Annotated in this window: 20 protein-coding genes; 13 read left to right on the top strand and 7 right to left on the bottom strand. The window is 75.0% G+C overall.

What is annotated here, in order from left to right; genetic code table 11:
• Nucleotides 1-25: 25 nt before the first annotated feature.
• The 7 genes from sufC to AC3WT4_RS05495 all read left to right on the top strand — a co-directional run bounded on the left by sufC (nucleotide 26) and on the right by AC3WT4_RS05495 (nucleotide 8050).
• Entirely contained in the window at nucleotides 26-808 is a 783-nt protein-coding gene (gene sufC, locus AC3WT4_RS05525) for a Fe-S cluster assembly ATPase SufC (protein WP_061268222.1), read from the top strand.
• A 27-nt stretch (nucleotides 809-835) separates the two neighbouring features.
• Nucleotides 836-2152 carry a cysteine desulfurase gene (locus AC3WT4_RS05520; RefSeq protein WP_492314936.1) on the top strand — a complete coding sequence of 439 codons (1317 nt, stop codon included), beginning with the start codon at nucleotides 836-838 and terminating at the stop codon, nucleotides 2150-2152.
• Nucleotides 2153-2163: 11 nt separating this feature from the next.
• Nucleotides 2164-2700 (top strand): Fe-S cluster assembly sulfur transfer protein SufU, encoded by a 537-nt coding sequence (sufU, locus tag AC3WT4_RS05515; protein ID WP_492314935.1) that lies wholly within the window; start codon nucleotides 2164-2166, stop codon nucleotides 2698-2700.
• Nucleotides 2697-3050, top strand: a complete 354-nt coding sequence (locus AC3WT4_RS05510) for a metal-sulfur cluster assembly factor (protein ID WP_074805999.1) — start codon at nucleotides 2697-2699, stop codon at nucleotides 3048-3050. The genes sufU and AC3WT4_RS05510 overlap by 4 nt, the downstream gene beginning before the upstream one ends.
• Nucleotides 3051-3224: 174 nt before the next feature.
• A complete protein-coding gene (locus tag AC3WT4_RS05505; RefSeq protein ID WP_492314934.1) occupies nucleotides 3225-4664 on the top strand; it encodes a helix-turn-helix domain-containing protein in 1440 nt (479 codons plus the stop codon).
• A gap of 432 nt (nucleotides 4665-5096) precedes the next feature.
• Nucleotides 5097-7652: a nitrite reductase large subunit NirB gene (gene nirB, locus AC3WT4_RS05500; RefSeq protein ID WP_492314944.1), complete on the top strand. Its 2556-nt coding sequence runs from the start codon at nucleotides 5097-5099 to the stop codon at nucleotides 7650-7652.
• Nucleotides 7649-8050: a nitrite reductase (NAD(P)H) small subunit gene (locus tag AC3WT4_RS05495; protein WP_492314933.1), complete on the top strand. Its 402-nt coding sequence runs from the start codon at nucleotides 7649-7651 to the stop codon at nucleotides 8048-8050. The genes nirB and AC3WT4_RS05495 overlap by 4 nt, the downstream gene beginning before the upstream one ends.
• Before the next feature lie 27 nt (nucleotides 8051-8077).
• On the opposite strand, the gene AC3WT4_RS05490 is transcribed toward AC3WT4_RS05495, so the two are convergent.
• The gene (locus AC3WT4_RS05490; RefSeq protein ID WP_034656065.1) at nucleotides 8078-8635 is read right to left on the bottom strand and encodes a DinB family protein; all 558 of its coding nucleotides are present in this window, start codon (nucleotides 8633-8635) and stop codon (nucleotides 8078-8080) included.
• A 118-nt stretch (nucleotides 8636-8753) separates the two neighbouring features.
• On the opposite strand from AC3WT4_RS05490, the gene AC3WT4_RS05485 reads away from it, so the two are divergent.
• Together AC3WT4_RS05485 and AC3WT4_RS05480 are read left to right on the top strand one after the other, a co-directional pair.
• Complete coding sequence (locus tag AC3WT4_RS05485) at nucleotides 8754-9464, top strand: lysoplasmalogenase (RefSeq protein WP_492314932.1); 711 nt, start codon at nucleotides 8754-8756, stop codon at nucleotides 9462-9464.
• Nucleotides 9449-9775, top strand: a complete 327-nt coding sequence (locus tag AC3WT4_RS05480) for a hypothetical protein (protein ID WP_108047303.1) — start codon at nucleotides 9449-9451, stop codon at nucleotides 9773-9775. Before AC3WT4_RS05485 ends, AC3WT4_RS05480 begins: the two co-directional genes overlap by 16 nt.
• Nucleotides 9776-9779: 4 nt before the next feature.
• Here the strand turns inward: AC3WT4_RS05480 and AC3WT4_RS05475 are convergent, their stop codons facing one another.
• The 5 genes from AC3WT4_RS05475 to AC3WT4_RS05455 all read right to left on the bottom strand — a co-directional run bounded on the left by AC3WT4_RS05475 (nucleotide 9780) and on the right by AC3WT4_RS05455 (nucleotide 16329).
• Nucleotides 9780-10349 carry a DapH/DapD/GlmU-related protein gene (locus AC3WT4_RS05475; RefSeq protein ID WP_492314931.1) on the bottom strand — a complete coding sequence of 190 codons (570 nt, stop codon included), beginning with the start codon at nucleotides 10347-10349 and terminating at the stop codon, nucleotides 9780-9782.
• 9 nt (nucleotides 10350-10358) lie between these two features.
• Nucleotides 10359-11234, bottom strand: a complete 876-nt coding sequence (locus AC3WT4_RS05470) for a helix-turn-helix transcriptional regulator (protein WP_492314930.1) — start codon at nucleotides 11232-11234, stop codon at nucleotides 10359-10361.
• Nucleotides 11235-11331: 97 nt separating this feature from the next.
• On the bottom strand, nucleotides 11332-12375 hold the full coding sequence (locus tag AC3WT4_RS05465) for a zinc-binding dehydrogenase (RefSeq protein WP_400109559.1): 1044 nt from the start codon (nucleotides 12373-12375) through the stop codon (nucleotides 11332-11334).
• Between the two features lie 94 nt (nucleotides 12376-12469).
• Nucleotides 12470-13786: a PP2C family protein-serine/threonine phosphatase gene (locus tag AC3WT4_RS05460; protein ID WP_492314929.1), complete on the bottom strand. Its 1317-nt coding sequence runs from the start codon at nucleotides 13784-13786 to the stop codon at nucleotides 12470-12472.
• Nucleotides 13787-13878: 92 nt separating this feature from the next.
• On the bottom strand, nucleotides 13879-16329 hold the full coding sequence (locus tag AC3WT4_RS05455) for a DNA gyrase/topoisomerase IV subunit A (protein ID WP_074806036.1): 2451 nt from the start codon (nucleotides 16327-16329) through the stop codon (nucleotides 13879-13881).
• A gap of 257 nt (nucleotides 16330-16586) precedes the next feature.
• Here AC3WT4_RS05455 and AC3WT4_RS05450 point away from each other — a divergent pair, with 257 nt between their 5' ends.
• From AC3WT4_RS05450 to AC3WT4_RS05435, 4 genes are all read left to right on the top strand, one after another.
• Nucleotides 16587-19364, top strand: a complete 2778-nt coding sequence (locus AC3WT4_RS05450) for a bifunctional acetate--CoA ligase family protein/GNAT family N-acetyltransferase (RefSeq protein WP_492314928.1) — start codon at nucleotides 16587-16589, stop codon at nucleotides 19362-19364.
• A 75-nt stretch (nucleotides 19365-19439) separates the two neighbouring features.
• Entirely contained in the window at nucleotides 19440-20033 is a 594-nt protein-coding gene (locus AC3WT4_RS05445) for a DUF5998 family protein (RefSeq protein ID WP_074806042.1), read from the top strand.
• Nucleotides 20030-21232 (top strand): alkaline phosphatase family protein, encoded by a 1203-nt coding sequence (locus tag AC3WT4_RS05440; protein WP_492314927.1) that lies wholly within the window; start codon nucleotides 20030-20032, stop codon nucleotides 21230-21232. The genes AC3WT4_RS05445 and AC3WT4_RS05440 overlap by 4 nt, the downstream gene beginning before the upstream one ends.
• A gap of 68 nt (nucleotides 21233-21300) precedes the next feature.
• The gene (locus AC3WT4_RS05435) at nucleotides 21301-21942 is read left to right on the top strand and encodes a thymidine kinase (protein WP_074806048.1); all 642 of its coding nucleotides are present in this window, start codon (nucleotides 21301-21303) and stop codon (nucleotides 21940-21942) included.
• A gap of 13 nt (nucleotides 21943-21955) precedes the next feature.
• Here the strand turns inward: AC3WT4_RS05435 and sepH are convergent, their stop codons facing one another.
• A complete protein-coding gene (gene sepH / locus AC3WT4_RS05430) occupies nucleotides 21956-23074 on the bottom strand; it encodes a septation protein SepH (RefSeq protein WP_492314926.1) in 1119 nt (372 codons plus the stop codon).
• Between the last annotated feature and the right edge of the window lie 145 nt (nucleotides 23075-23219).

The raw sequence follows: 23219 nt of genomic DNA, 5'->3' as shown, positions 1-23219 counted from the left end.
TCAAGAACCTCTTGGAGAACCACTGATGTCCACTCTCGAGATCCGCGACCTGCACGTCAGCGTCGAGACCAAGGAAGGGCCGAAGCCGATCCTGCGCGGCGTCGACCTGACGATCGCCAGCGGCGAGGTCCACGCCATCATGGGCCCGAACGGCTCGGGCAAGTCCACGCTCGCCTACTCGATCGCCGGCCACCCCAAGTACCAGGTCACCGGCGGCACCGTGACGCTGGACGGCGAGGACGTCCTCGCCATGAGCGTCGACGAGCGCGCCCGTGCCGGCCTGTTCCTCGCCATGCAGTACCCGGTCGAGGTCCCCGGCGTGTCCGTGTCCAACTTCCTGCGCACCGCGAAGACCGCGATCGACGGCGAGGCCCCCGCGCTGCGCCACTGGGTCAAGGACGTCAAGGGCGCCATGGAGCGCCTGCGCATGGACGACTCCTTCGCCGAGCGCTCGGTCAACGAGGGCTTCTCCGGTGGCGAGAAGAAGCGCCACGAGATCCTCCAGATGGAGCTCCTCCAGCCGAAGTTCGCCGTCCTCGACGAGACCGACTCGGGTCTCGACGTCGACGCGCTGCGCATCGTGTCCGAGGGCGTCAACCGCGTCCACGGCGAGACCGACGCGGGCATCCTCCTCATCACGCACTACACGCGCATCCTGCGCTACATCAAGCCGGACTTCGTCCACGTCTTCGTCGACGGCAAGGTCGCGGAGGAGGGCGGCCCGGAGCTGGCCGAGCGCCTGGAGGAGGAGGGCTACGACCGTTACCTCTCCGGCGCGGTCGAGTCCGCCTCGGCCGCCTCGGCCTGAGCGCTCGCACCATCTGAGGAGACGACCATGACGACCACCGCGCACCCCGCAGGGCAGCACGCCGGTCCGGCGCGCCTGACCGACGTCGAGCTCGCCGCCGTGCGGGCGGACTTCCCGCTGCTCGAGCGCACCGTGCGCGGTGGTCGTCCGCTCGTCTACCTCGACTCCGCGGCGACGGCGCAGAAGCCGCAGGTCGTCCTCGACACCGAGGTCGACTTCTACGAGGAGCGCAACGCGGCCGTGCACCGCGGCGCGCACCAGCTCGCCGAGGAGGCGACCGAGGCGTTCGAGGACGCCCGGGCCGACGTCGCGGCGTTCGTCGGCGCGCGCCCGGGCGAGATCGTCTGGACGTCCGGCGCGACGGCCGCGATCAACCTCGTCGCGTACGGGATCTCGAACGCGACGCTCGGCCGCGGGGGAGAGGCGGCCCGCCGCTTCGCGCTCGCGCCGGGCGACGAGATCGTCGTCACCGAGGCGGAGCACCACGCGAACATCGTCCCGTGGCAGGAGCTCGCGGCCCGCACCGGGGCCGTCCTGCGCTGGTTCGAGGTGGACGACGACGGCCGCGTGCGCGTCGAGGACGCGGCGACCGTCATCACCGAGCGCACGCGCGTCGTGGCCTTCACGCACGTGTCGAACGTGACGGGCGCGGTCACGCCGGTCGAGCCGATCGTGGCCCGGGCGCGCGAGGTCGGGGCGCTCACGGTGCTCGACGCGTGCCAGTCCGTGCCGCACCTGCCGGTCGACCTGCCCGCGCTCGGCGTCGACTTCGCCGCGTTCTCGGCGCACAAGATGCTCGGGCCCACGGGCGTGGGCGTGCTGTACGGGCGGCGCGAGCTGCTCGAGGCGCTGCCGCCCGTGACCACCGGCGGGTCGATGATCGAGGTCGTCACGATGACCGAGTCGTCGTACATGGCGCCGCCGCAGCGGTTCGAGGCCGGCACGCAGCCCGTCGCGCAGGTCGTCGGGTTCGGCGCCGCCGCGAAGTACCTGCACGAGCTCGGGATGGACGGCGTCGCGGGGCACGAGCACGAGCTCGCCGCGGAGCTGCTGCGCATCGGGGAGATCCCCGGCGTGCGCATCATCGGCCCGCGCGAGCCGGAGGACCGGCTCGCCGTCGTGTCGTTCGTCGTGGACGGGGTGCACGCGCACGACGTCGGCCAGGTGCTCGACGACGCGGGCATCGCCGTGCGCGTGGGTCATCACTGCGCCCAGCCCCTGCACCGCCGGTTCGGGATCGCCGCGACCGCGCGCGCGTCCGCGTCGGTGTACACCACGCGCGAGGACGTCGACGCGTTCCGGGAAGCATTGGCCGGGGTGCGCGCGTTCTTCTCGGTGGACTGAGAGAGGACCCGATGAGCTCGATCGAGCAGATGTACCAGCAGGTCATCCTGGACCACGCCAAGACCCCGCACGGTCGGGGCCTGGTCGAGGTGGCCGACGGCGCGACCAGCGGCCAGTCGCACCAGGTGAACCCCACGTGCGGCGACGAGGTGACGCTGCGCGTCGAGCTCGCCGGCAACACGATCGACCGCGTGAGCTGGGAGGGGCAGGGCTGCAGCATCTCGCAGGCGTCCCTGTCCGTCCTCACCGACCTCGTGACGGGGCGGCCGGCCGCCGAGGCCGAGCACCTCGGCGACGTGTTCCGCGAGCTCATGGGCTCGCGCGGCAAGGGCCTCGACGAGGCCGTGGAGGACGAGCTCGGTGACGCCACGGTGTTCACGGGCGTCTCGCGCTACCCTGCACGGATCAAGTGCGCCCTGCTCGGCTGGGCCGCGCTGCGCGACTCGCTCGTCACCTCGGGCGCCCTGAGCACGCCGGGCGACGCATCGACCGCAATGGCTTCCGACGCGGCGCTCGCCGCGCGGGGAACGACGGAGGAGAACCGATGACCACCGAGACCGGCGCGCCCGCCGCGGGCGCCACGCCGAGCCCGCCGAACGTCGCGGACGTCGAGGAGGCGATGCGCGACGTCATCGACCCCGAGCTCGGCATCAACGTCGTCGACCTCGGCCTCGTCTACGGCATCCAGATCGACCAGAACAACCACGCGGTCATCGACATGACGCTCACGTCGGCGGCCTGCCCGCTGACGGACGTCATCGAGGACCAGTCCGCTCAGGCGCTCGAGGGCCTCGTCGACGGCTTCCGCGTCAACTGGGTCTGGATGCCGCCGTGGGGCCCGGAGAAGATCACCGACGACGGCAAGGAGCAGCTCCGCGCGCTCGGCTTCAACGTCTGACGCCACCGCTCCGACCGACGCCGCGTCCCTGTCCGGGGGCGCGGCGTCGTGCTGTTGCGGGCAGGTCGTGCGGTGTCGTCCGGGCCCGGTCGCGGTTCGCCCCTTCCGGTACGTTGACGCGGATCGTCCTGAGTGTTGGGATATGTGCGCCCACACCACTTTTCGGAGGACGACGTGACACAGCAGGACCAGACCGGCGCGGGCGGTTCCCCGCGGCAGGTGCGCTATCGCGGCCGGCACCTCCCGATGGTGGCGGTGGTCATCGCGGCGACGATCGCCACCGCCCTGGCGTACAGCGGCATGGTCCTGTTCGGTCTCGAGGTGGCGCACATGTCGCCGCTCGAGGCGTACGGGCTCGCGGGCTTCCTCGAGATCAGCCTCGTCGCCGTGGCGCTCATGGCGCGCAACGCGGCGCTGGAGGGGCGGCCCTACGGCGTTCTCCTCGCGCTCACGTGGGTGCTCTCGGGCACGTCGGGCCTGTTCGCGGCGCTGCACGAGATCGCCGTCCCGACGGCGAGCACCCCGTACATGGTGGTGTTCCGGTTCGTGCCGCCGCTGGTCGCCGCGCTCATGTGGCACCTCGCTCTCGTGGGGGAGCGGCACATGGTCACGGGGCACACGCTCGAGGAGCGTCGTCGTGAGCTGCGCGTCCACGGGTACGTCTCCGCGCTGGAGCAGTGGCGCGACGCGCGCGCCGACAGCGCTGGCTCGCCCGCGGACCTGCGCAAGGTCCGCGCCGCGCACGAGCGGCAGCGCGCCGCCCGGGACGCCGCGCTCAAGCTGCTGACGGTCGAGGACTTCGAGCGCCGCATGCAGGTCTGGGTCGACCGCCTGGAGGCCGCCGAGCGGCACGGCAACCGGCTCGACCTCATCGGGGCGAGCTCCGCGAAGCGCGGCACCGCGCGCGGCAAGGCGGGGGCCGCGGTGCCCGAGGCTCCCGCGCCCGCGGTCGTGTCCGCCGGGGCGAGCGGCCCGGCGCTGCTCGCGCCGGAGCCCGCGCGCCACGACGACACCGACGCGGTCGAGACTTCCCCGACTCCCGAACCGGTCGACGACGTGACGACCGACGTCGTGACGACCGACGCCGCGCTGCTCGACGAGGTCCCGACGGACGATGCGCCGTCGGCCGACCTCCCGGTGCGCGAGGTGACCCGCGACCTGCCCGCCGCCGACGCGACGGCCGACGCGGAGTCCGCGAAGGACGCGCGCGCCGCCGAGCCCGCGTTCGAGGCCCTGCCGGACCTCGAGGCGCGGGTGAAGGAGATCTTCGGTCGCACGCGGCCGCTCCCGTGGGAGCAGCCCGTCCCCGAGGAGGCGGAGACGCCGTCGGCCCCCGAGCCGCCGGCCGTGACGGGGCACACGCGCCGCGTCGAGGTCTTCGACCTCCCGCGGCCCCAGGACGTGGAGGCGACGCCGGCGGACGACGCCGGGACGACGCCCGGCGAGGACCCGATGGCCGAGCGCGACCGCCGCATCGTCGAGCTCGCTCGCGAGGGCCTCAACCAGCGCGAGATCGCCCAGCGGGTCTCGGCGTCGCGGTCGACCGTGAGCCGCGTCGTGCGTCGCTACGAGGACCAGCTGGCCGACGAGGCCCGCGAGCTCGCGAACGCCTGAGACGCCGCCGAGCGCTCGGCGGGAGCAAGCCCGAGCCCCCTCTGTGGGTGGCCCCTGTCCCTCCCCCCCTCCCCCCCCTCCCCCCCCCCCCCCCCCCCCCCCCCCCCCCCCCCCCCCCCCCCCCCCCCCCCCCCCCCCCCCCCCCCCCCCCCACGACGCCGCGTCCCGTCCGGGGCGCGGCGTCGTGCCGTCCCCCTCGCACGCGTGGCCGGGCGGGTGGCTTTCGCCGTGGGTACCGAGGACCTTGGTCCCCAGGGGCGGCTGTGGTCGGACCGCGTCGCCTAGGGTCGGGGCAGGCACCGGTCGCACCCGGGTCGGGGCCTCGACGCAGCCCCCCGCCTCTCGAAAGTGCTCCCCGTGGCCTCCCTCTCTCAGCCCTCGTCCCACGACGGCCCCCTGGACGGCGACCGGATCGTCGTCGTCGGCGCCGGCATGACGGCCCACCGCCTCGTCGCGGGCCTGCGCTCGCGCGACCCCGAGGGCGCCTGGTCCGTCACCGTGATCGGTGACGAGCCGCACGAGCCGTACGACCGCGTGCACCTGTCCGAGTGGTTCGAGGCCCGCGACGTGGACGCCCTCACCCTGGATCGCGCGGTGTGGGACGACCCGCGCGTCACGCTCGTCACCGGGGACGCGGTCGCGTCGCTCGACCGCACGGCGAGCGTCGTGACGACACGGTCGGGGCGCCAGGTCCACTACGACCGCGCGGTGCTCGCGACGGGCTCGTGGGCGTGGACGCCGCGCGCGGAGGGCACGGGCCTGCCGGGCCTGTTCACCTACCGCACGCTGGACGACGTCGAGCGGCTCGCCGAGTGGGTGCGCCTGCGCGAGCGGGCGCTGGGGCGGGCGGTGCGCGGCGTCGTCGTGGGCGGTGGCGTGCTGGGCCTCGAGGCGGCGGCGGCGCTCCAGCGGCTCGGCGCGGAGGCCACCGTCGTGGAGTTCGCCGACCGGCTCATGAGCGTCCAGCTCGACCAGGGCGGCGGCGAGATGCTGCGCCTGCTCATCGAGGACCTCGGCGTCACGGTCCGCACAGGTGCGGGAGCGCACCGGTTCCTCCCCGCGGGCGACGGGTCGGTGGGCTCGGTCGAGCTCACGGACGGCTCCGAGCTGGCGACGGACGTCGTCGTCTTCTCCGTGGGCATCCGGCCGCGCGACAGGGTGGCGCGCGAGGCGGGCCTGGCGATCGGCGAACGCGGCGGCGTCGTCGTCGGCGAGGCGTGCCAGACCTCCGACCCGGGCGTGTGGGCGATCGGCGAGTGCGCGTCGGTGGACGGCGCGTGCGCGGGCCTGGTCGCGCCCGGGAACGACATGGCCGACGTCGTCGTCGACCGCTTCCTCGGCGGCGAGCGGGTGCACCGGCGCACCGACGACGGCACCAAGCTCAAGGGCGTTGGCGTCGAGGCGGCGTCGTTCGGCGACATCAACGCGGTGAGCGCGGGCGCGCTCGAGGTCTCGTTCGTCGACCCGATCCACCGCCGGTACCGCAAGCTCGTGCTCTCGGACGACGCGACGACGCTGCTGGGCGGCGTCTTCGTCGGCGACATCGAGCTCTACTCGGCGCTGCGTCCGCTCCTGGGCCGCCCGCTCGGCGCCGACCCCGCGGCGGTGATCGCCCCCGACGGCGAGGGCCTGGCCGAGACCGAGCTGCCCGACGAGGCCGTCGTGTGCTCGTGCAACAACGTCGATGCCGGGACGGTCCGGGCCGCGGTGACCGAGCACGGCTGCCGGACGATCGGGCAGGTCAAGGACTGCACGACGGCGGGCACGGTGTGCGGGTCGTGCGTCCCGGCGCTCACCAAGCTGCTGAACGGCGAGCTGTCCCGGGCGGGGGTCGCCGTCTCGGACGCGCTGTGCGAGCACTTCGCGATGTCCCGGGCGACCCTGTACCGGATCGTGCGGGAGGAAGGGCTGCGCACGTTCTCCGAGATCGTCGCGGCGCACGGGACGGGCCGCGGCTGCGCCGTCTGCCGCCCGACCGTCGCGTCGATCCTCTCGACGCTGCGCCGCGGGCACGTCCTCGAGGGCGAGCAGGCCGCGCTCCAGGACACCAACGACCACGTCATGGCGAACCTGCAGAAGAACGGCACCTACTCGGTGATCCCGCGGATGCCCGGGGGAGAGGTGCGTGCGGACCAGCTCCTGGAGTTCGCGAAGGTCGCCGACGACTTCGGGCTGTACGTGCGCGTCACCGGCGGCCAGCGGCTCGCGATGTTCGGCGCGCGCCTCGACCAGCTCCCGGAGATCTGGCGGCGCCTGACGGCCGTGGGTTTCGAGTCCGGGCACGCGTACGGGAAGTCGCTGCGCACCGTGAAGACGTGCGTCGGGCGTACGTGGTGCCGGTTCGGCGTGCAGGACTCGTCGGCCATGGCGGTGCGGCTCGAGCTGCGCTACCGCGGCCTGCGCTCGCCGCACAAGATCAAGTTCGGCGTCTCCGGGTGCGCGCGCGAGTGCGCCGAGGCTCGTGGCAAGGACGTCGGCATCATCGCGACGCACAAGGGGTGGAACCTCTATGTCGGCGGGAACGGCGGAGCCCAGCCGGCCCACGCCCAGCTCCTCGCCGAGGACCTCGACGACGAGACCCTGGTCCGTTACGTCGACCGGTTCCTCATGCTCTACGTCCAGGAGGCCGACCGTCTCCAGCGCACGGCGCCCTGGGTCGCGGAGCGCGCGGGCGGGCTCGAGGAGCTGCGCCGCGTCGTCGTCGAGGACTCCCTCGGGATCGCCGACGAGCTCGAGGCCGCGATGGCCGAGCACGTGCGCGACTACGAGGACGAGTGGAGCGCGACGCTCGCGGACCCGGCGAAGCTGCGCAAGTTCACGCCGTTCGTCAACGCGCCGGAGGCGGTCGACGGCGACCTCGCGTTCGTCCCCGAGCGCGGGCAGGTCCGTCCCGCCGACGAGACCGACGCCGTCGCCTACCCGGACCCCCGCGCGGCGCGCGACGTCGCGCTCGTCGCCGCCCGCGCCGAGCTGGAGGACGTCCGATGAGCACGTTCGTCGACATCTGCGCGCTCGACGACCTCGAGCCCGAGCGCGGGGTCGGGGCCCTCCTGGGCGGGACCCAGATCGCCGTCTTCCGGCTCGCCGACGGCACCGTGCGCGCCGTCCAGCAGCGGGACCCCTACTCCGGCGCCAACGTCATGTCGCGCGGCCTCGTCGGCACGCACCGCGTCATGCTCGACGACGGCACGGAGCGCGACGTCGACACCGTGACCACCCCGATGCTCAAGCAGGTGTGGGACGTCGACACCGGCGCGGTGCTCGACGCCGGGGGCAAGGACCGCAGGTCCCTGGCGGTCTTCGCGGCCGAGGTGCGCGACGGGCGCGTCCTCGTCGCGGACGTCGCGACCTCGACACCGGGGACGGCGGGACGCGCGACGACGTGAGCGGCAGGGGCGTCGTCGGCTGAGGCCCTACTGTCCGGTCCTGCCGTCGATCCGCTCGCGCAGGAGGTCGGCGTGCCCGCAGTGCCGGGCGTACTCCTCGATCCGGTGGACCAGGACCTCGCGGACCGCGACCCGGTCCGCGCCGAGCCGCTCCCCGAGGTCCGGGTGCCGGGCCAGCACCGCGTCGGTCGCGGCCTGCTCGCGCGCCAGGTTCGCGTACGCCTCGTCGACCACGCGCTGGTCGGCGACCGCGCCGTCGAAGTCCGCGTCGTGCCCCCCGTACAGCGCCGGCTCGCCGTCGTCGTCGGAGACCCACCCGCGCCACTCCCGCTCCACCTCCGCGAGATGGCGGACGAGGCCGAGCAACGACATCGTCGACGGCGGCACGGAGCGCCGTGCGAGCTGCTCGGGGTCGAGGCCCTCGCACTTCATGAGCAGCGTCGTCCGGTAGCTCGCCGTGTAGTCGAGCAGCGTCGCGAGCTCGCCGTCCGGGCTCACACCGTCGGTGTTGCGCGGGTCCTCGTCCGGGTCCACCCACATGTCCGGGTAGACGGCTGCGCGGGTCCACCGCACGGGCTCGGTCATCGCCCCATGCTCGCGCGCACCGGGGTGCCCCACAAGGTCATTCGCCACGGCCCCAGGCGCTAGGATCGGCCACCGCCGGCAAGGACGCCGGTGCACGACCGAAGGAGTCTCCTCGCCCATGATCGTCGCGTGGGGCGCGCTCGCCCTGCTCACCCTCGTCCACCTCGCTGCCCACCTCCTGGGCGCCGAGACGCTCGCCGACACGTCGCAGTGGTTCCTCATGCCGGTCCTGGCGGGGTGCCTCTGGCTCGCCACGCGGCGCCACGCCGACGGCGACCGTCCGGGCCGGCGCTCGCGGCTCGTCCGGCTCACGCTCGTCGCGCTGGGCTTCTCGTGGCTCGGCGACACCGCACCCGACCTCGCCGACGGCGACACCGCCTTCCTGGTCATGGTCGGGTTCTTCCTCTGCGCCCAGGTCGTGTACACGATCGCGTTCTGGCCCTACCGCGCAGGCTCCGTCCTGCGCCGCCCGCTCGCGCTCGTGCCGTACGGCCTCGCGCTGCTCGCCCTCGTCGTCGCGTGCGCGCCGGACGCCGGGTCGCTGCTCGTCCCGGTCGTGGTCTACGGCGTGTGCCTCGTGACGATGGCCGTGGTCGCGACGGGCGTCGACCGGCTCGCCGCGGTCGGTGGTGCGGTCTTCCTCCTGTCCGACGCGCTCATCGCGCTGAACGCCTTCGCCCCGTGGTACGACCTGCCCGGGCACGGCTTCTGGGTCATGCTCACCTACGTCGTCGGCCAGGTGCTGCTCGTGCTCGGCGTGCTCCGTCGAGAGCGTGCGGCGGTGGTCCCCGTCGCGGAGAAGGGAGGAGCCGCATGGGCGTCGACGTGACGCTCGCGAGGGTCGTCCAGCAGGGGACGAGTCCCCGGCGTCGTTCCACCACGTCTGTCGACGTGGTGCCCGACGACGGTGAGGTGCTGGCGCGGCTGCTCCCGGCGAGCGGCTTGCCGATGCTCGCGCGGGTCGATCCGTACGGTGACGTCGTGCTCAGCGGCTCGGAGATGGAACAGCTCCTCGACGAGCTGCACATCCTGATGGACCGCTCGTCCCCTCCGGACGCCGTCGTCCTGGGCGCGGTCGTCGCGCTCGCCGAACGGTGTCGTCGGGAGCTCGGGTCAGAGCTGCGGTTCGAGGGCGACTGAGGCCTCAGGCGTCGAGCGAGCGGACGACGCGAGCGGGTGAGCCGACGACGACCGTGCGCGGCGGGACGTCCCGGGTGACGACGGAACCGGCCCCGACGACGGCGTCGTCCCCGATCGTCACGCCCGGGAGGACGGTCACGTTCGCCCCGAGCCAGACGTTGCGGCCGAGGACGACGCGCGCCGGGTGCATGTCGGCGCGGTGGGCCGGGTCGAGGTCGTGGTTGAGGGTCGTGAGGACGGCGTTGTGCCCGATGAGGCACTCGTCCCCGACGATGATGCCGCCCTGGTCCTGGAACCGGCAGCCGGAGTTGACGAACACGTCACGCCCCAGGGTGATGTTCTTGCCGAAGTCGGCGGTGAAGGGCGGGAAGAGGTTCACGGACTCGTGCACGGGCTTGCCCGTCAGCTCCGCGAGGAGCTCGCGGACCCGTTCGGGCGAGCGGTATGCGCCGTTGAGCTCACCGGCGATGCGCAGCGCCTCCTGGCTCGTGCGGTGCATGACGGCGTGCAGCGGCGAGCCGCCAGGGATCGTCCGCCCGGCGTCGAGCTCGGCCAGCAGGTCGTCCAGGTCCATGGGTTCCTCTCAGTCGGTGAGGGTCGCGGTGGTCGAGGCCGCGGTGGCCGCCCATGACGCGAGCAGGCGCAGCGACTCCTCCGTCGGGGAGCCCGGCGTCGCGGTGTACACGGTCATGCCGAGCCCGGGGTCGCCGTGGAGCTCGAGCGTCTGGTAGTGCAGCTCGAGGTCCCCCACGACGGGGTGCCGGAACGTCTTCTGCCCGGCGTAGTGCCGCCGCACGTCGTGGGACGCCCACAGCTCGCGGAACCGCTCGCTGCGCGTCGACAGCTCGCCGACGAGGGCCTGGAGCCGCTTGTCGTGCGGGCTGCGGCCCGCCTCGCGGCGCAGGATCGTGACGTTCGTCCAGGCCGCCCGGTCCCAGTCGGGGTAGAAGTCGTGGGACGCGGGGTCGAGGAAGATGTGGCGCGAGAAGTTCGCCGGTCCCGCGGAGCCCGCGATCAAGGGCGCGTACATCGCGGACCCGAGCGCGTTGGCGGCGACGAGGTCCATGCGGTTGTTCTGGATGAACGCCGGCGCGGTGGTGATCGCGTCGAGCAGGTACTGCAGCTCCGGGCGCACCGGCGTGTCGCCGTGGCCGCGCGGCGGGCGCGCGCCGACGGGGTTGGCGGTGCGCGCGAGGTCGAGCAGGTGCTCCCGCTCGGCCGCGTCGAGGAGGAGCGCCCGCGCGACGGACTCGAGCACGGCGTCGGACACGCCCCGCAGGTTCCCGCGCTCGAGTCGCGTGTAGTAGTCGACGCTCACCCCGGCGAGACGGGCGACCTCGTCGCGGCGCAGCCCGTCGACGCGTCGACGGCCGCCGTACGTCTCGATGCCCGCCTGCTCGGGCGTCACCCGCGCTCGACGGCTCATGAGGAACTCCCGCACCTCGGAACGGTTGTCCATGGCCTCCACGTCCTTCACGGTAGTGCGGGACGACGGCGCGCGGCGCGGGCGGGCGGCACCCCCACGCCGCGCACGCCCGGTCCGAGCGTCCCGCCGGTCAGAACGTGACGATCGTCTTGAGGGACTCGCGGCGGTCCATCGCGGCGTAGCCGTCGGCGATGTCGTCGAGCGCGACGGCCTTGTCGAAAACGCGACCGGGGTCGATCGCGCCGCTCAGCACCTGCGGGATCGCGTCCTCGAGGTAGGCGCGGACGGGGGCAGGCCCGCCGGTGAGCGTGATGTTGCGGCCGAACAGCGAGGCGAAGCCGACAGGGGCGTCGTCGTACTGCGGGACGCCCACGCGGCTGATCACGCCTCCGGCGCGCACGACGCCGTAGGACTGCTCGTAGGCGGGCAGGTGCCCGACGGCCTCCACGACGACGTGGCTGCCCAGGCCGTCCGTGAGGTCGAGGACCCGCTGCACGCCCTCGGCGCCGCGCTCGGCGACGACGTCGGTCGCGCCCCACTCGCGCCCCAGGTCGGTCCGGGCCTCGTGACGGCCCATGAGGATGATGCGCTCGGCGCCCATCTGGCGTGCGGCGAGCACGGCGGACAGCCCGACCGCGCCGTCGCCGACGACCGCCACGGTCTGGCCCGGGGACACGTGCGCCATGTGCGCGGCGTGGTACCCCGTGAGGTACACGTCCGAGAGCGTGAGCAGCGAGGGCAGGAGCGGGCTCGACTCGTCGACGTCGGGCACGGCGACGAGGCTGCCGTCCGCGAGCGGGATGCGCGCGAGCTCGGCCTGCTGGCCGCCGACGTCGCCGGGGTTGCCGTAGAAGCCCCCGTGGGGGCACGCGGTCTGGAACCCGTCGCGGCACACGTCGCACGTGTTGTCCGACCAGGCGAACGGCGCGATCACGAGGTCGCCGGGGCGGACCGTCGTGACGGCGGACCCGGCCTCCTCGACGACGCCGAGGAGCTCGTGGCCGATCGGGACGCCCTCGTCGGTGCGACCCATCGACCGGTACGGGTGCAGGTCCGAGCCGCAGACGCACGCGCGCACCGCGCGCACGATCGCGTCGGTCGGCTCGAGGATCGCCGGGTCGGGACGGGTCTCGACGCGGACGTCGCCCGCGCCGTAGATGACGGTGGCCTTCATGGAGCTCTCCTCGCTGTGGGGTACGCGCACCATTCGACACCTGCCCCGGGGCCGCGTGGGAGTCCCGCTCCAGCAGGGTTCTGGCAGTACCTGGCTAGGCGCCCGTGGCCGTGCCCTCGCCGTCGACGTGCACCATGACGAGAGCGACGTCGTCCTGGGAGCCGAGCGGCACGAGCTCGGCGAGGAGCGCGTCGAGCAGCTGGTCCGGCGCGACGTCGCCGAGCGCCTCGACGCGGCCCGGCAGCTCCGCGAGCACGTCCCGCAGGGACCGGTCCCGGCGCTCGACGAGCCCGTCGCTGTAGAGCAGGAGCGTGTCGCCCGGGCCGAGCGACGTCGCGTGCTCGGCGCGCGGGCCGCCGAGCCCGACGCCGAGCATCGGTGACGGGCGTGCCGTGAGCAGGTGGGCGGTCCCGTCCGCGCGATGCACGACGGGCGGCACGTGCCCGGCGCTCGCCCAGCGCACCGTGCGCCTCCCCGCGGGGCCGGGGGTGCCGACGCGCGCGACGGCGACGGTCGACAGCGCCTGCAGCCCGAGACCCTCCGCGGTGCGCTCGGCGGCGTCGAGCGCCTCGGCAGGACCGGCGTCCGTCGCGAACGCGACCGAGCGCAGCACCCCGCGCAGGTGGCCCATGTGGGCCGCGGCGGCGACGTCGTGCCCGGTGACGTCGCCGACCACGACCGTCGTCTCGCCGTCGGGGTGCACGAACGCGTCGTACCAGTCGCCGCCGACGTGGACCTCCGGCACCGCCGGGCGGTACCGCACGTCGATCGTCAGACCGGGGATGCGCGGGGGAGGCGTGAGCACGGAGTCCTGGAGGGCGAGCGACGCGCGGCGCTCGCGCGTGATGACGTCCGCGTAGCGGTCGACGGACGACCCGAGCAGCAGCGCCTGGTCGACGACCGAGAGCGCGGGGGCGTCCGCGGGGCCGGTGGTGCGCTCCACGTCCGGGATCGCGACCCCGCCGGCCTGCACGACCGACGTCACGTCCTCCGCGCGGTGCACGACGGCCGTGACCCGGCCCGCGGCGTCGAGCACCGGGAGGTTCGTCGTGAGCCACCAGCGTTCGACCCACCCGCCGGCAGTCCCGCGCAGGTCGTACCGGTGGGGGCCGATCATCTCGATCTGCCCCGTGCGCGCGACCCGCTCGAGCGACAGCACGACCCGGTCGACGGCGCCCTGGTCCGGTCCCTGGGCCGGGAAGACGTTGAGGTAGTGGCGCCCGACGACGGCGCTCGCGGGCGCGTCGATCGTCCGCAGGAGCGACTCGTTCGCGTCGAGGATCGTGAGGTCCGGCGCGAGGACCGCCTTGGGGGCCGTGAGGACCGAGAAGACGGCGTGGTAGTCGACGGGGCCGGCGGTCCCGTCCGGCTCCGGCGGCGTGCGGACGGCACCCCCCTGGTTTCCTGCCACACTCCGAGAATGACCCAATCCCGGGGGCTCGCAGGTCGAGCGAAGGTCCCGAAGTCTCCCGACGGACGGCCGGAGGTGCCGGCGCGGCCGCGCTAGCCGACGGCGGTGACCGGGGACGCGAGCGGCGTGCCCGACCCGTCGCGGCGCTGGTCGACCGGCGGCAGGTCGACCGACTGCCCGCCGGACCCCGTGGCACGGGCCGGCCCCTGGCCGACCCACGCGAGGATGAGCGCGTCCTCGCCCTTGAGGAACCGGTGCGCGCGGACGCCGCCGGTCCCGCGGCCCTTGCCGGGGTAGAGCTCGTAGGGCGTCACCTTGCCGGCGCCGGTCTGCGTCCCGGGGAGCGCGTCGGACGACCCCGCGACGGTGACGACGACGCCGAGGTCGCGCACGTCGGCCGGGACGACGCCGAAGAACGCGACCCGCTGGCCGTCGGCGAGCCGGATGCCGGCCATGCCGCCCGCCGGGCGGCCCTGGGGCCGGACCGCGGACGCGTCGAAGTGCAGCAGGGACGCGTCGCTGGAGACGAACACGAGCTCGTCGGCGTCCGTCGCGGGCGCCGCGCCCACGACGGTGTCGCCGTCCTTGAGCCCGATGACCTCCCACTCGTCGCGGTTGCCCGGGACGTCGCCCGGGGTGACGCGCTTGACGACGCCCTGCGCGGTGCCGAGCGCGAGCGGGGGAGCGTCGGGGTCGAGCGACGCGATGGTCACCGCGTCCTCGCCCGGCTCGAGCGCGACGACCTCGCTGAGCGGGACGCCGCCGGACAGGCTCGGCGCGTTGTCCGTCGGCGGGAGGGCGGGCAGGTCGAGCACGGAGACGCGCAGCATGCGGCCCCGGCTCGTGACGAGGCCGACCTCGCCGCGCGCGGTCGTGCGGACGGCGGCGCGCAGCACGTCGTGCGCGGCGCGCGGCCCCGAGCGCGCGGGCTCCGTCTCGTCGCTCGTGCGGGCGAGCAGCCCGGTCGCGGAGAACAGCGCCCAGCACGTGGTGTCGGCGACCTCGAGCGGGACGGCCGCGGTCGTCGTCGGTGCGGCGCCCGCGGACTCCAGCAGGATCGTGCGGCGCGGGGTGCCGTACGTCTTGGCGACGTCCGCCATCTCGCCCGACACCACGGCGCGCAGCCGTGCGTCGCTGCCGAGGATCTCCTGGAGCTCCTCGATCTCGCGGCGCAGCGTCTCCTGCTCCTTCTCGAGCTCGATGCGCGAGAACTTGGTGAGGCGGCGCAGCTGGAGCTCGAGGATGTACTCCGCCTGCGGCTCCGACAGGTCGAACACCGTCTGCAGGCGGCCGCGGGCGGTCGCCGTGTCGTCGGACGACCGGATCACCTGGATGACCTCGTCGATGTCGACGATCGCGACGAGCAGGCCGTCCACGAGGTGCAGCCGCTCGGAGCGCTTGCGCAGCCGGTACGCGGAACGACGGCGCACCACGTCGATGCGGTGGTCGACCCACACCGACAGCATCTCCCGCAGACCGAGCGTGCGCGGCTGGCCGTCGACGAGCGCGACGTTGTTCATGCCGAACGAGTCCTCGAGCGGCGTGAACTTGTAGAGCTGCTCGAGCACCGCCTCGGGGTTGAAGCCCGTCTTCACCTCGACGACGATGCGCAGCCCGTGCTCGCGGTCCGTGAGGTCGGTCGCGGCCGTGATCCCCTGGATCTTCTTCGTCTTGACGCCCTCGGCGATCTTCTCGATCACCTTCTCCGGGCCGACGAGGTAGGGCAGCTCGGTGATGACGATGCCCTTGCGGCGCGGCGTGAGGCTCTCGACGCGTGCGGTCGCGCGCGTGCGGAACGTGCCGCGGCCCGTGCGGTAGGCGTCCCGGACGCCGTCGAGGCCGACGATCTTGCCGCCCGTGGGCAGGTCCGGGCCGGGCACGAACCGCATGAGCGACTCGAGGTCGGCGTCCGGGTGCGCGACGAGGTGGCGCGCCGCCGCGACGACCTCGACGAGGTTGTGGGGCGCCATGTTGGTGGCCATGCCGACCGCGATGCCCGACGCGCCGTTGACGAGCAGGTTGGGGATCGCCGCGGGCAGGACCTCGGGCTGCTGGAGCTTGTTGTCGTAGTTCGGCACGAAGTCGACGACGTCCTCGTCGAGCCCGGCCGTCATCGCGAGCGACGGCGGCGCGAGGCGCGCCTCGGTGTACCGGGAGGCCGCGGGGCCGTCGTCGAGCGTGCCGAAGTTGCCGTGCCCGTCGACCAGCGGGAGCCGGAGCGAGAAGTCCTGGGAGAGGCGCACGAGCGCGTCGTAGATCGCGGCGTCGCCGTGCGGGTGCAGCTTGCCCATGACCTCGCCGACGACGCGCGCCGACTTCACGTGGGCCCGGTCGGGGCGCAGCCCCATGTCGGCCATCATGTAGAGGATGCGGCGCTGGACGGGCTTGAGGCCGTCCCGCGCGTCGGGCAGGGCGCGCGAGTAGATGACGGAGTAGGCGTACTCGAGGAACGACGTCTCCATCTCCGCCTGGACGTCGACGTCGACGATCTTCTCGTTCACCTCGGCCGGGTCGATCGAGGGGGTCGAGGACTTGCGCGCCATGGGCCTGCGGGCTCCTGCCGTTCGGTGCGCCGCGGTGGCGCGAGGTCTGTGCCGTCGTGGCCGGCGCTGTGCCGGCCGGGTGCTGCGGTTGCGTGCCGCACGCGAGGGTACGCCACGGGTCCGACACGCGGTGCCACGGCGCCTGCCACGGCGCCTGCCACGGCACGTGCCGGGACCGCCTGCCGGGACCATTGTCCTCCCGGCTCGGGCCGGGGTGGCGCAGGCGCACCGCGCGCGCGACCGCATAGCCTGGGGGCGTGGACGACGGCGCACCGGGGCGGGACCCGGACCGGTACCCGGTGGAGTGGGAGGCCGACGTCGTGCTGCGCGACGGGACCACCACCCACGTGCGGCCCATCCGCCCCGAGGACGCCGACGCGCTCCAGCGCTTCCACGTCGGCCAGTCCGAGCGCTCCACGTACCTGCGGTTCTTCGCGCCCATGGAGCGGCTGTCCGAGCGCGACCTCGAGCGCTTCACGCGCGTCGACCACGCGGACCGCGTCGCGCTCGTCGCGGTGCGACCGCGCGACGGCGCCCCCGGGGACGGCGGCGAGGACATCATCGGCGTCGCGCGGTTCGACCGCACCGGCCCCGCCGAGGCGGAGGTCGCCTTCAACATCGCCGACTCCGCGCAGGGGCGGGGCCTCGGCTCCGTGCTGCTGGAGCACGTCGCCGCGGCGGCGCGCGAGCGCGGCGTGCGCCGCTTCACCGCCGAGGTGCTGCCGCAGAACGGCAAGATGCTCGCCGTGTTCCGCGAGGCCGGGTACGACGTGCGCCAGCAGATGGACGACGGCTTCGTCCAGGTCAGCGTCGACCTCGACCCCACGGAACGGTCCCGGGCCGTCATGGCGGACCGCGAGCACCGCGCGGAGGCCCGGAGCATGCAGGGGCTGCTGGGCGCCACGAGCGTCGTGCTCGTCGGTCCCGACGCCCCGCTCGACGCGGGCGCGGAGCACGACGGCGAGGCCCTCGACCGCCTGCTGGCGCAGCGCGCGCTCGCCGCGCTCGACCGGAGCGCCGTGACGGTCCACGTCGTGGGTGCCGCGCGCGCGCCGGGGGAGGAGCAGTCGTACGCCTCCCTCGCCGACGTGCCCGGCCCCGTCGACCTCGCCGTCGTCGCGCTGCCGCCGCCCGCGGCGATCGACGCGGTCCGCCGGCTCGCGCGCCTCGAGGTGCGCGGCGTCGTCGTGCTGTCGGCCGGCTTCGCCGAGACCGGGCCGGACGGGCTCGCGCTGCAGCGCGAGCTCCTGCGCGTCGCGCACACGGCGGGCCTGCGCGTGGTCGGGCCCGCGAGCTACGGGCTGCTGCGCACGGGCGACGCGCCCGACCGTCCGGCGCTCGCCGCGACCCTCGCCCACGACCTGCCGGCCCCCGGCGTGGTGGGCCTGTTCAGCCAGTCCGCGCCCATGGCCGTGACCCTCCTCGCGACGACGGCGCGGCGCGGCCTGGGCGTGTCGTCGTTCCTGTCCGCCGGGCACCGCGCGGACGTCTCCGGCAACGACCTCATGCAGTACTGGCAGGACGACGCGGCGACCCAGGTCGTGTGCCTCTACCTCGAGTCCATCGGCAACCCGCGCAAGTTCTCGCGCATCGCGCGCCGCCTCGCGTCGGTCAAGCCCGTGGTCGTGGTCACGGCCGGGCGCTCGGGGCACGTCGTGCCGCCGGGGCACGCGGTCCGCTCGACGCGCGCGCCGCGGCGGACGCTCGAGGAGATGCTCCGGCAGTCCGGCGTCATCCGTGCCGAGAACACGCACCACATGATCGACATCGCCCAGCTCCTCGCGCACCAGCCGCTCCCCGCTGGGCGTCGCGTCGGCATCCTCGCGAGCTCCGCGTCGCTCGCCGCGCTCGTCGCCGAGGCGTCCGCGTCGGCAGGTCTCGTCGTCGCACGCTCGGACTTCCTGCCCGAGGACGCGTCCGCGGACGAGCTCGCCGCCACGGTCGACGCGCTCTACGCGCCCGACGCGTGCGACGTCGTCGTGGTGGTGCAGGTCCCGGTCGTCGGGCCGCGGCGCACCGACGTCTCGCGCGCCGTCGCGGACGCGGCCGCGCGCACGGGCCGCACGACCGTGGCGAGCATGCTCGGCCTGCACGGCCTCACCGACGAGCTCTCGGCGCCCGCCCCCGCGGCGGAGGACGGGACCGGGGCGGAGGACGGGACCGGGGCCGCCCTCGTGCGCGTCCCCGCCTACTCGACGCCGGAGGACGCCGTCGCCGCGCTCGGCGCCGTCGTGCGCTACGCGCGCTGGCGCGAGGCCGACCACGGCACGCCCGTGCGCCCGACCGGCGTCGACCCGGTACGGGCGCGCGCGCTCGTCGAGGGCGCGCTCGCCGGCCAGGACGCCGTCGACCTCGACCCGACGACGACGGCGGAGCTGCTCGCGTGCTACGGCGTGCGGGTCTGGCCCGCGCGCCGGGTGCGCAGCGCCGACGAGGCGGTCGAGGCCGCGCGCGAGGTCGGCTGGCCCGTGGCGCTCAAGAGCACCGCGCCAGGCCTGCGGCACCGCGCCGACCTCGGGGGCGTGCGGCTGGACATCGCGGACGAGACCGAGCTGCGCACGGACTTCGCGCAGATGCGCGCGGCGCTCGCGGCGGTGCTGCCGGGCGCCGCGGACGAGCCGTTCGAGGTCCAGGCGATGGCCGACGCGGGCGTCGCGTGCGTGGTCCGCTCGACCGAGGACCAGCTCTTCGGGCCCGTCGTCTCGTTCGGGCTCGCGGGCGACGCCGTCGACCTCCTCGGCGACGTCGCCTACGGCGTGCCGCCCCTGACCGACGTCGACGTCGCGGCGATGGTCCGCTCGGTGCGCGCCGCGCCGCGCCTCTTCGGCTACATGGGCACGCACGTCGTCGCGACGGCCGCGCTCGAGGACGTCCTGGCGCGCGTGTCCGTGCTCGCGGACGACCTGCCCGAGGTCCGCAGCCTCGAGCTGTACCCCGTCGTCGTCTCGGAGCACGGGGCCGCGGTCCTCAGCGCGCGCGTCACGCTCGCCGACGCGCAGCGCGCCGACGCGCTCCGGCGGGCCCTGCCGGGCTGACGGGCCGGTCCCTGCCCGCCCGGGGCCCTCGTCGGCGGGTGGCCCCGGCCCGGCGCCGGATGGGACAATGCACGGGTGCCCTCTGCTACCTCCAACGCCTGGACCGACCTGACGACCCAGCTCCACCGCGCCGGCTACTACCCGGAGCTCGTCGCGGACGTCCTCGACCTCGCCGTCGCGGGGGAGGAGATCGTCTCGCACCTCGTGCTCCCCGAGACGACGTTCGACGCGACCGAGGTGCGCCGCCACCTCACGGTGCTCGTCCTCACGCCCACGCGGCTCGTCACGGCGCACGTCGACGACCACCCGGCGGACAGCGAGAACCCGTCGGCCTCCGCCGCCGCCACGACCGAGGCGGTGCCCCTGTCCGAGGTGCGGTCCGTCTCGCTCACGCACGTCGTGGCGGAGCCGCACGAGCACCGTGCGGGCACCGCGCCCCTCGAGGTCACGCTCGCGCTCGGCTGGGGCGCGGTCTCGCGCGTCGACCTCGAGCCCGCCGGCTGCCCCGACCCCGCGTGCGACGCCGACCACGGGCTCACCGGCCAGATCACGCCCGACGACGTCGTCGTCCGGGTGAGCGCCGAGGCGGAGGGCCGGGACGCCGTGCGGGCTGCGGTGGACTTCGCGCGGGCCCTCTCGCGCTCCACGACGCGGCACAGCGCCCGGTGAGCGAGGCACCCGCGGACGCGCCGGCCCCGGTCGCCGACCCGGCGCTCCCTCCTGGTCTGCTCGCGCCCGAGCACGGGACGGGCGGCCTCGCGGCGGTCCTGCCCGCCGCCGCGGGCGCGCTCGGCGTGAGCCTGACGACGGCCACGGGGCTCGCGAGCGAGGCCGCGCGCAGCGCCCTCGACCTCCCGCGCGCCGAGCGCGTGTGCGTCGTGCTCGTCGACGGTCTCGGCCACCTCAACCTCGCCGAGCGCGCGGGCCACGCGCCGTTCCTGCGCTCGCTCCTGCCCGACGCGCGGCCCCTCACCTCGACGTTCCCCAGCACGACCGCCGCCGCGATCGGCGCGTTCGGCACGGGCACCGCGCCGGGCCGCACGGGCATGCTCGGGTACACGCAGCGCAACCCGGCGACGCGCGGCCTCGCCAACATGGTGTCGTGGGAGGGTGCGCCCGCGCCCGCCGAGCTCCAGCGCGAGGAGCCGGTGCTCGCGCGCCTGGCCGGGTCGGGTGTCGCGGTGACGTCGACCGGCCCGGCCCGGTTCGCCGGGTCGGGCATGACGGTCGCCGCGCTGCGCGGCGGCACGTACGCGTCCGCCGAGCCGCTGTCCGGGCGCGTCGACGCCGCCGTCCGCGCGCTGTCCCGGCCCGGGCTCGTCTACCTCTACTGGGGCGAGGTGGACAAGGCGGGCCACCACCACGGCAGCGCGTCGTGGCAGTGGGGCGACGAGCTCGAGGCGCTCGACCGCGAGCTCGCGCGCCTCGTACGGTCCGTGCCGCGGGGCACCCTCGTGCTCGTCACCGCGGACCACGGCATGGTCGACGTCGACCCGGCGCTGCGCCGCGACGTCGCGACCGACCCCGCGCTCTCACGTGGCGTCGAGCTCGTCGGCGGCGAGCCGCGCGCCGTCCACGTGTACACCGAGCCCGGCCAGACGGCGGCCGTCGTCGCGCGCTGGCGCGACGTCCTCGGCGACGACGCGCTCGTGCTGGCGCGGGAGGAGGTGCTGGCGCGGGGCTACCTCGGGCCCGACCCCCGACCCGAGGCCGTCGCCGCCGCCGGCGACGTCATGGTCGCGCTGCGGGGGCGGGCGACCGTCGTCGACTCGCGCACCCAGACGCCCGCGTCGCTCACGCTCCTGGGCGTGCACGGCTCGCTCACCGAGCGCGAGATGCGCGTGCCGCTGCTCGTCGCGGCCACCTGACCCGACCGCGCCCGTCGCCCCGGCCCCACCGGCGTGACCGCACCGACCGACCTCGCGGAGGACCGCCGATGGCAGAGCTCGTCTTCTTCTCCGGGACCATGGACTGCGGCAAGTCCACCCTGGCGCTCCAGCTCGACCACAACCACGCCGCGCGCGGCCGGCGCGGGCTGATCTTCTCGCGCGACGACCGCGCCGGGTCCGACCGGCTCTCCTCGCGCCTCGGTCTCGAGGTCGTCGCGCGCGAGGTCCACGACCACACCGACTTCTGGTCGCTCGTCACCGCCGAGCCGGAGCCCGTGGACTACCTCGTGTGCGACGAGGCGCAGTTCTACTCCCCGGCGCAGGTCGAGCAGCTCGCGCGCCTCGTCGACGAGACGGAGATCGACGTCTTCGCGTTCGGCATCACGGCCGACTTCCGCACGCGCCTGTTCCCGGGGTCCGCGCGCCTCATCGAGCTCGCGGACCGTGTCGAGGTCCTCCAGGTCGAGTCGCTGTGCTGGTGCGGTCGGCGCGCCACGCACAACGCGCGAACGGTGGACGGGCGCATGGTCGTGGAGGGCGACCAGGTCGTCGTCGGGGACGTCCGGGCCGGCTCGGGGGAGATCGGCTACGAGGTGCTGTGCCGCCGCCACCACATGCGGCGCATGACGACGGCGGTCGCGCGCCGGCACGCGACGGAGGACGGGCTGCCGCTCGACCTGCCGCGCTGACGCGACCCGGTCGTCACTCGGGGCGGGCCCCGAACACGATCTCGTCCCAGCTCGGGACCTTCGCGCGCGACCGGTTCTTCCCCTTGCGGGCCTCGCGCGCGGCCTGGGGCCGCGCCGCGCTCGAGGAGCCGTCGGCGTCGGCGTCGGACGGCGACGGCGCGTCGTCCGCCGTGCCCGCCTGCCCGGGCGCGTCGGTCTCCGGGCGCGCGGGCTCGTCGTGACCGTCCGCGGACGCGTCGGCGACGACGGGGCTCTGCTGGGGCCGGATCGTCGGCAGGTGCACCACGGTCGCACCCGCGGGCAGGCCGCCGGAGAAGCCGCCCTCGGGCTCGTCCTGCGCACGGTTCCCCGGGGCGAGCGGCCCGAAGCCCTCGAACGGCTCCTGCCCCACGGTGTCGCCCGCCGGCGTCGGGTCCTTGCGCGGGCGCACGCCGCGCCGCTGGCTCAGGTCGTCGAGCAGCTCGGCCGTCCCGTCGTCGGCCGGCGGCGCGGACCGCAGGCCGCGGGCGCCGCGAGCGGTCGCGTCCACGTCGAACACCGCGACGGCCCCGGGGGCCGGGTCGCGCGGGGCGTCCGTCCCGGAGAGCCAGCGGGCCTCGTCGTCGAGCGCCTGCAGCGCGCGCGTCGCCGGGTCGTAGGTCCAGCGGGCGGTGCGCTCGCCGGTCCCGGCCTCGAACGTCGCCGTCACGACCCACGGCGACCCGTGCGCGCGCGCGGCGCTCCACGCGACCGCGGCGGCGTCGACGTCGCGCGCGGCGAGCCGCTGCGCGACGAGCTCGCCCACCGTCGGAGAGTCCTCGTCGTGCCCCGGGCGCAGCCCGCGCACGCGTTCGACCACGTACTCCTGCTCGGCGACGACCGGACCGGCGAACCGGCGCACGTGCTCGACGCCGAGCCCCGCGGCCTCGGCGACCGCCTCCACGGAGTCCCCGGCGCGCAGGCGGGCCTGGATCTCGCGCGGGGCGAGGTTGCGCTCGCCCTCCGCGCGCAGGTGCTCCAGGTGCGGGCGGTCGCGCCGTACGGCCGCGCGCAGCGCCTCGGTGATGGGCAGCACGAACTGCGCGCCACCCGTCGCGCGCAGGACGAGGTGCTCCCCGTCCTCGTGCAGTCTCACCAGCTCCAGCTCGTCCATGGACCCTCCCGTGTCGCCGCGCCCGGTGGCGCTCGCGGTGCTGCTCGTGTGCCGCTCGTGCTGTCGCCCGGGGCCCGGCCGCGTGCCGGACCGCCGTGCGCCGTGGACCGCGACACCCGCGCCACCGCTCCCTCGAGGGTGCCAT

It is taken from the genome of Cellulosimicrobium sp. EB106-03-01-XG111 (genome assembly GCF_058792115.1).
Note: the sequence above shows the minus strand (reverse complement) of the source record. Positions and strands in the feature narration are given on the sequence as shown.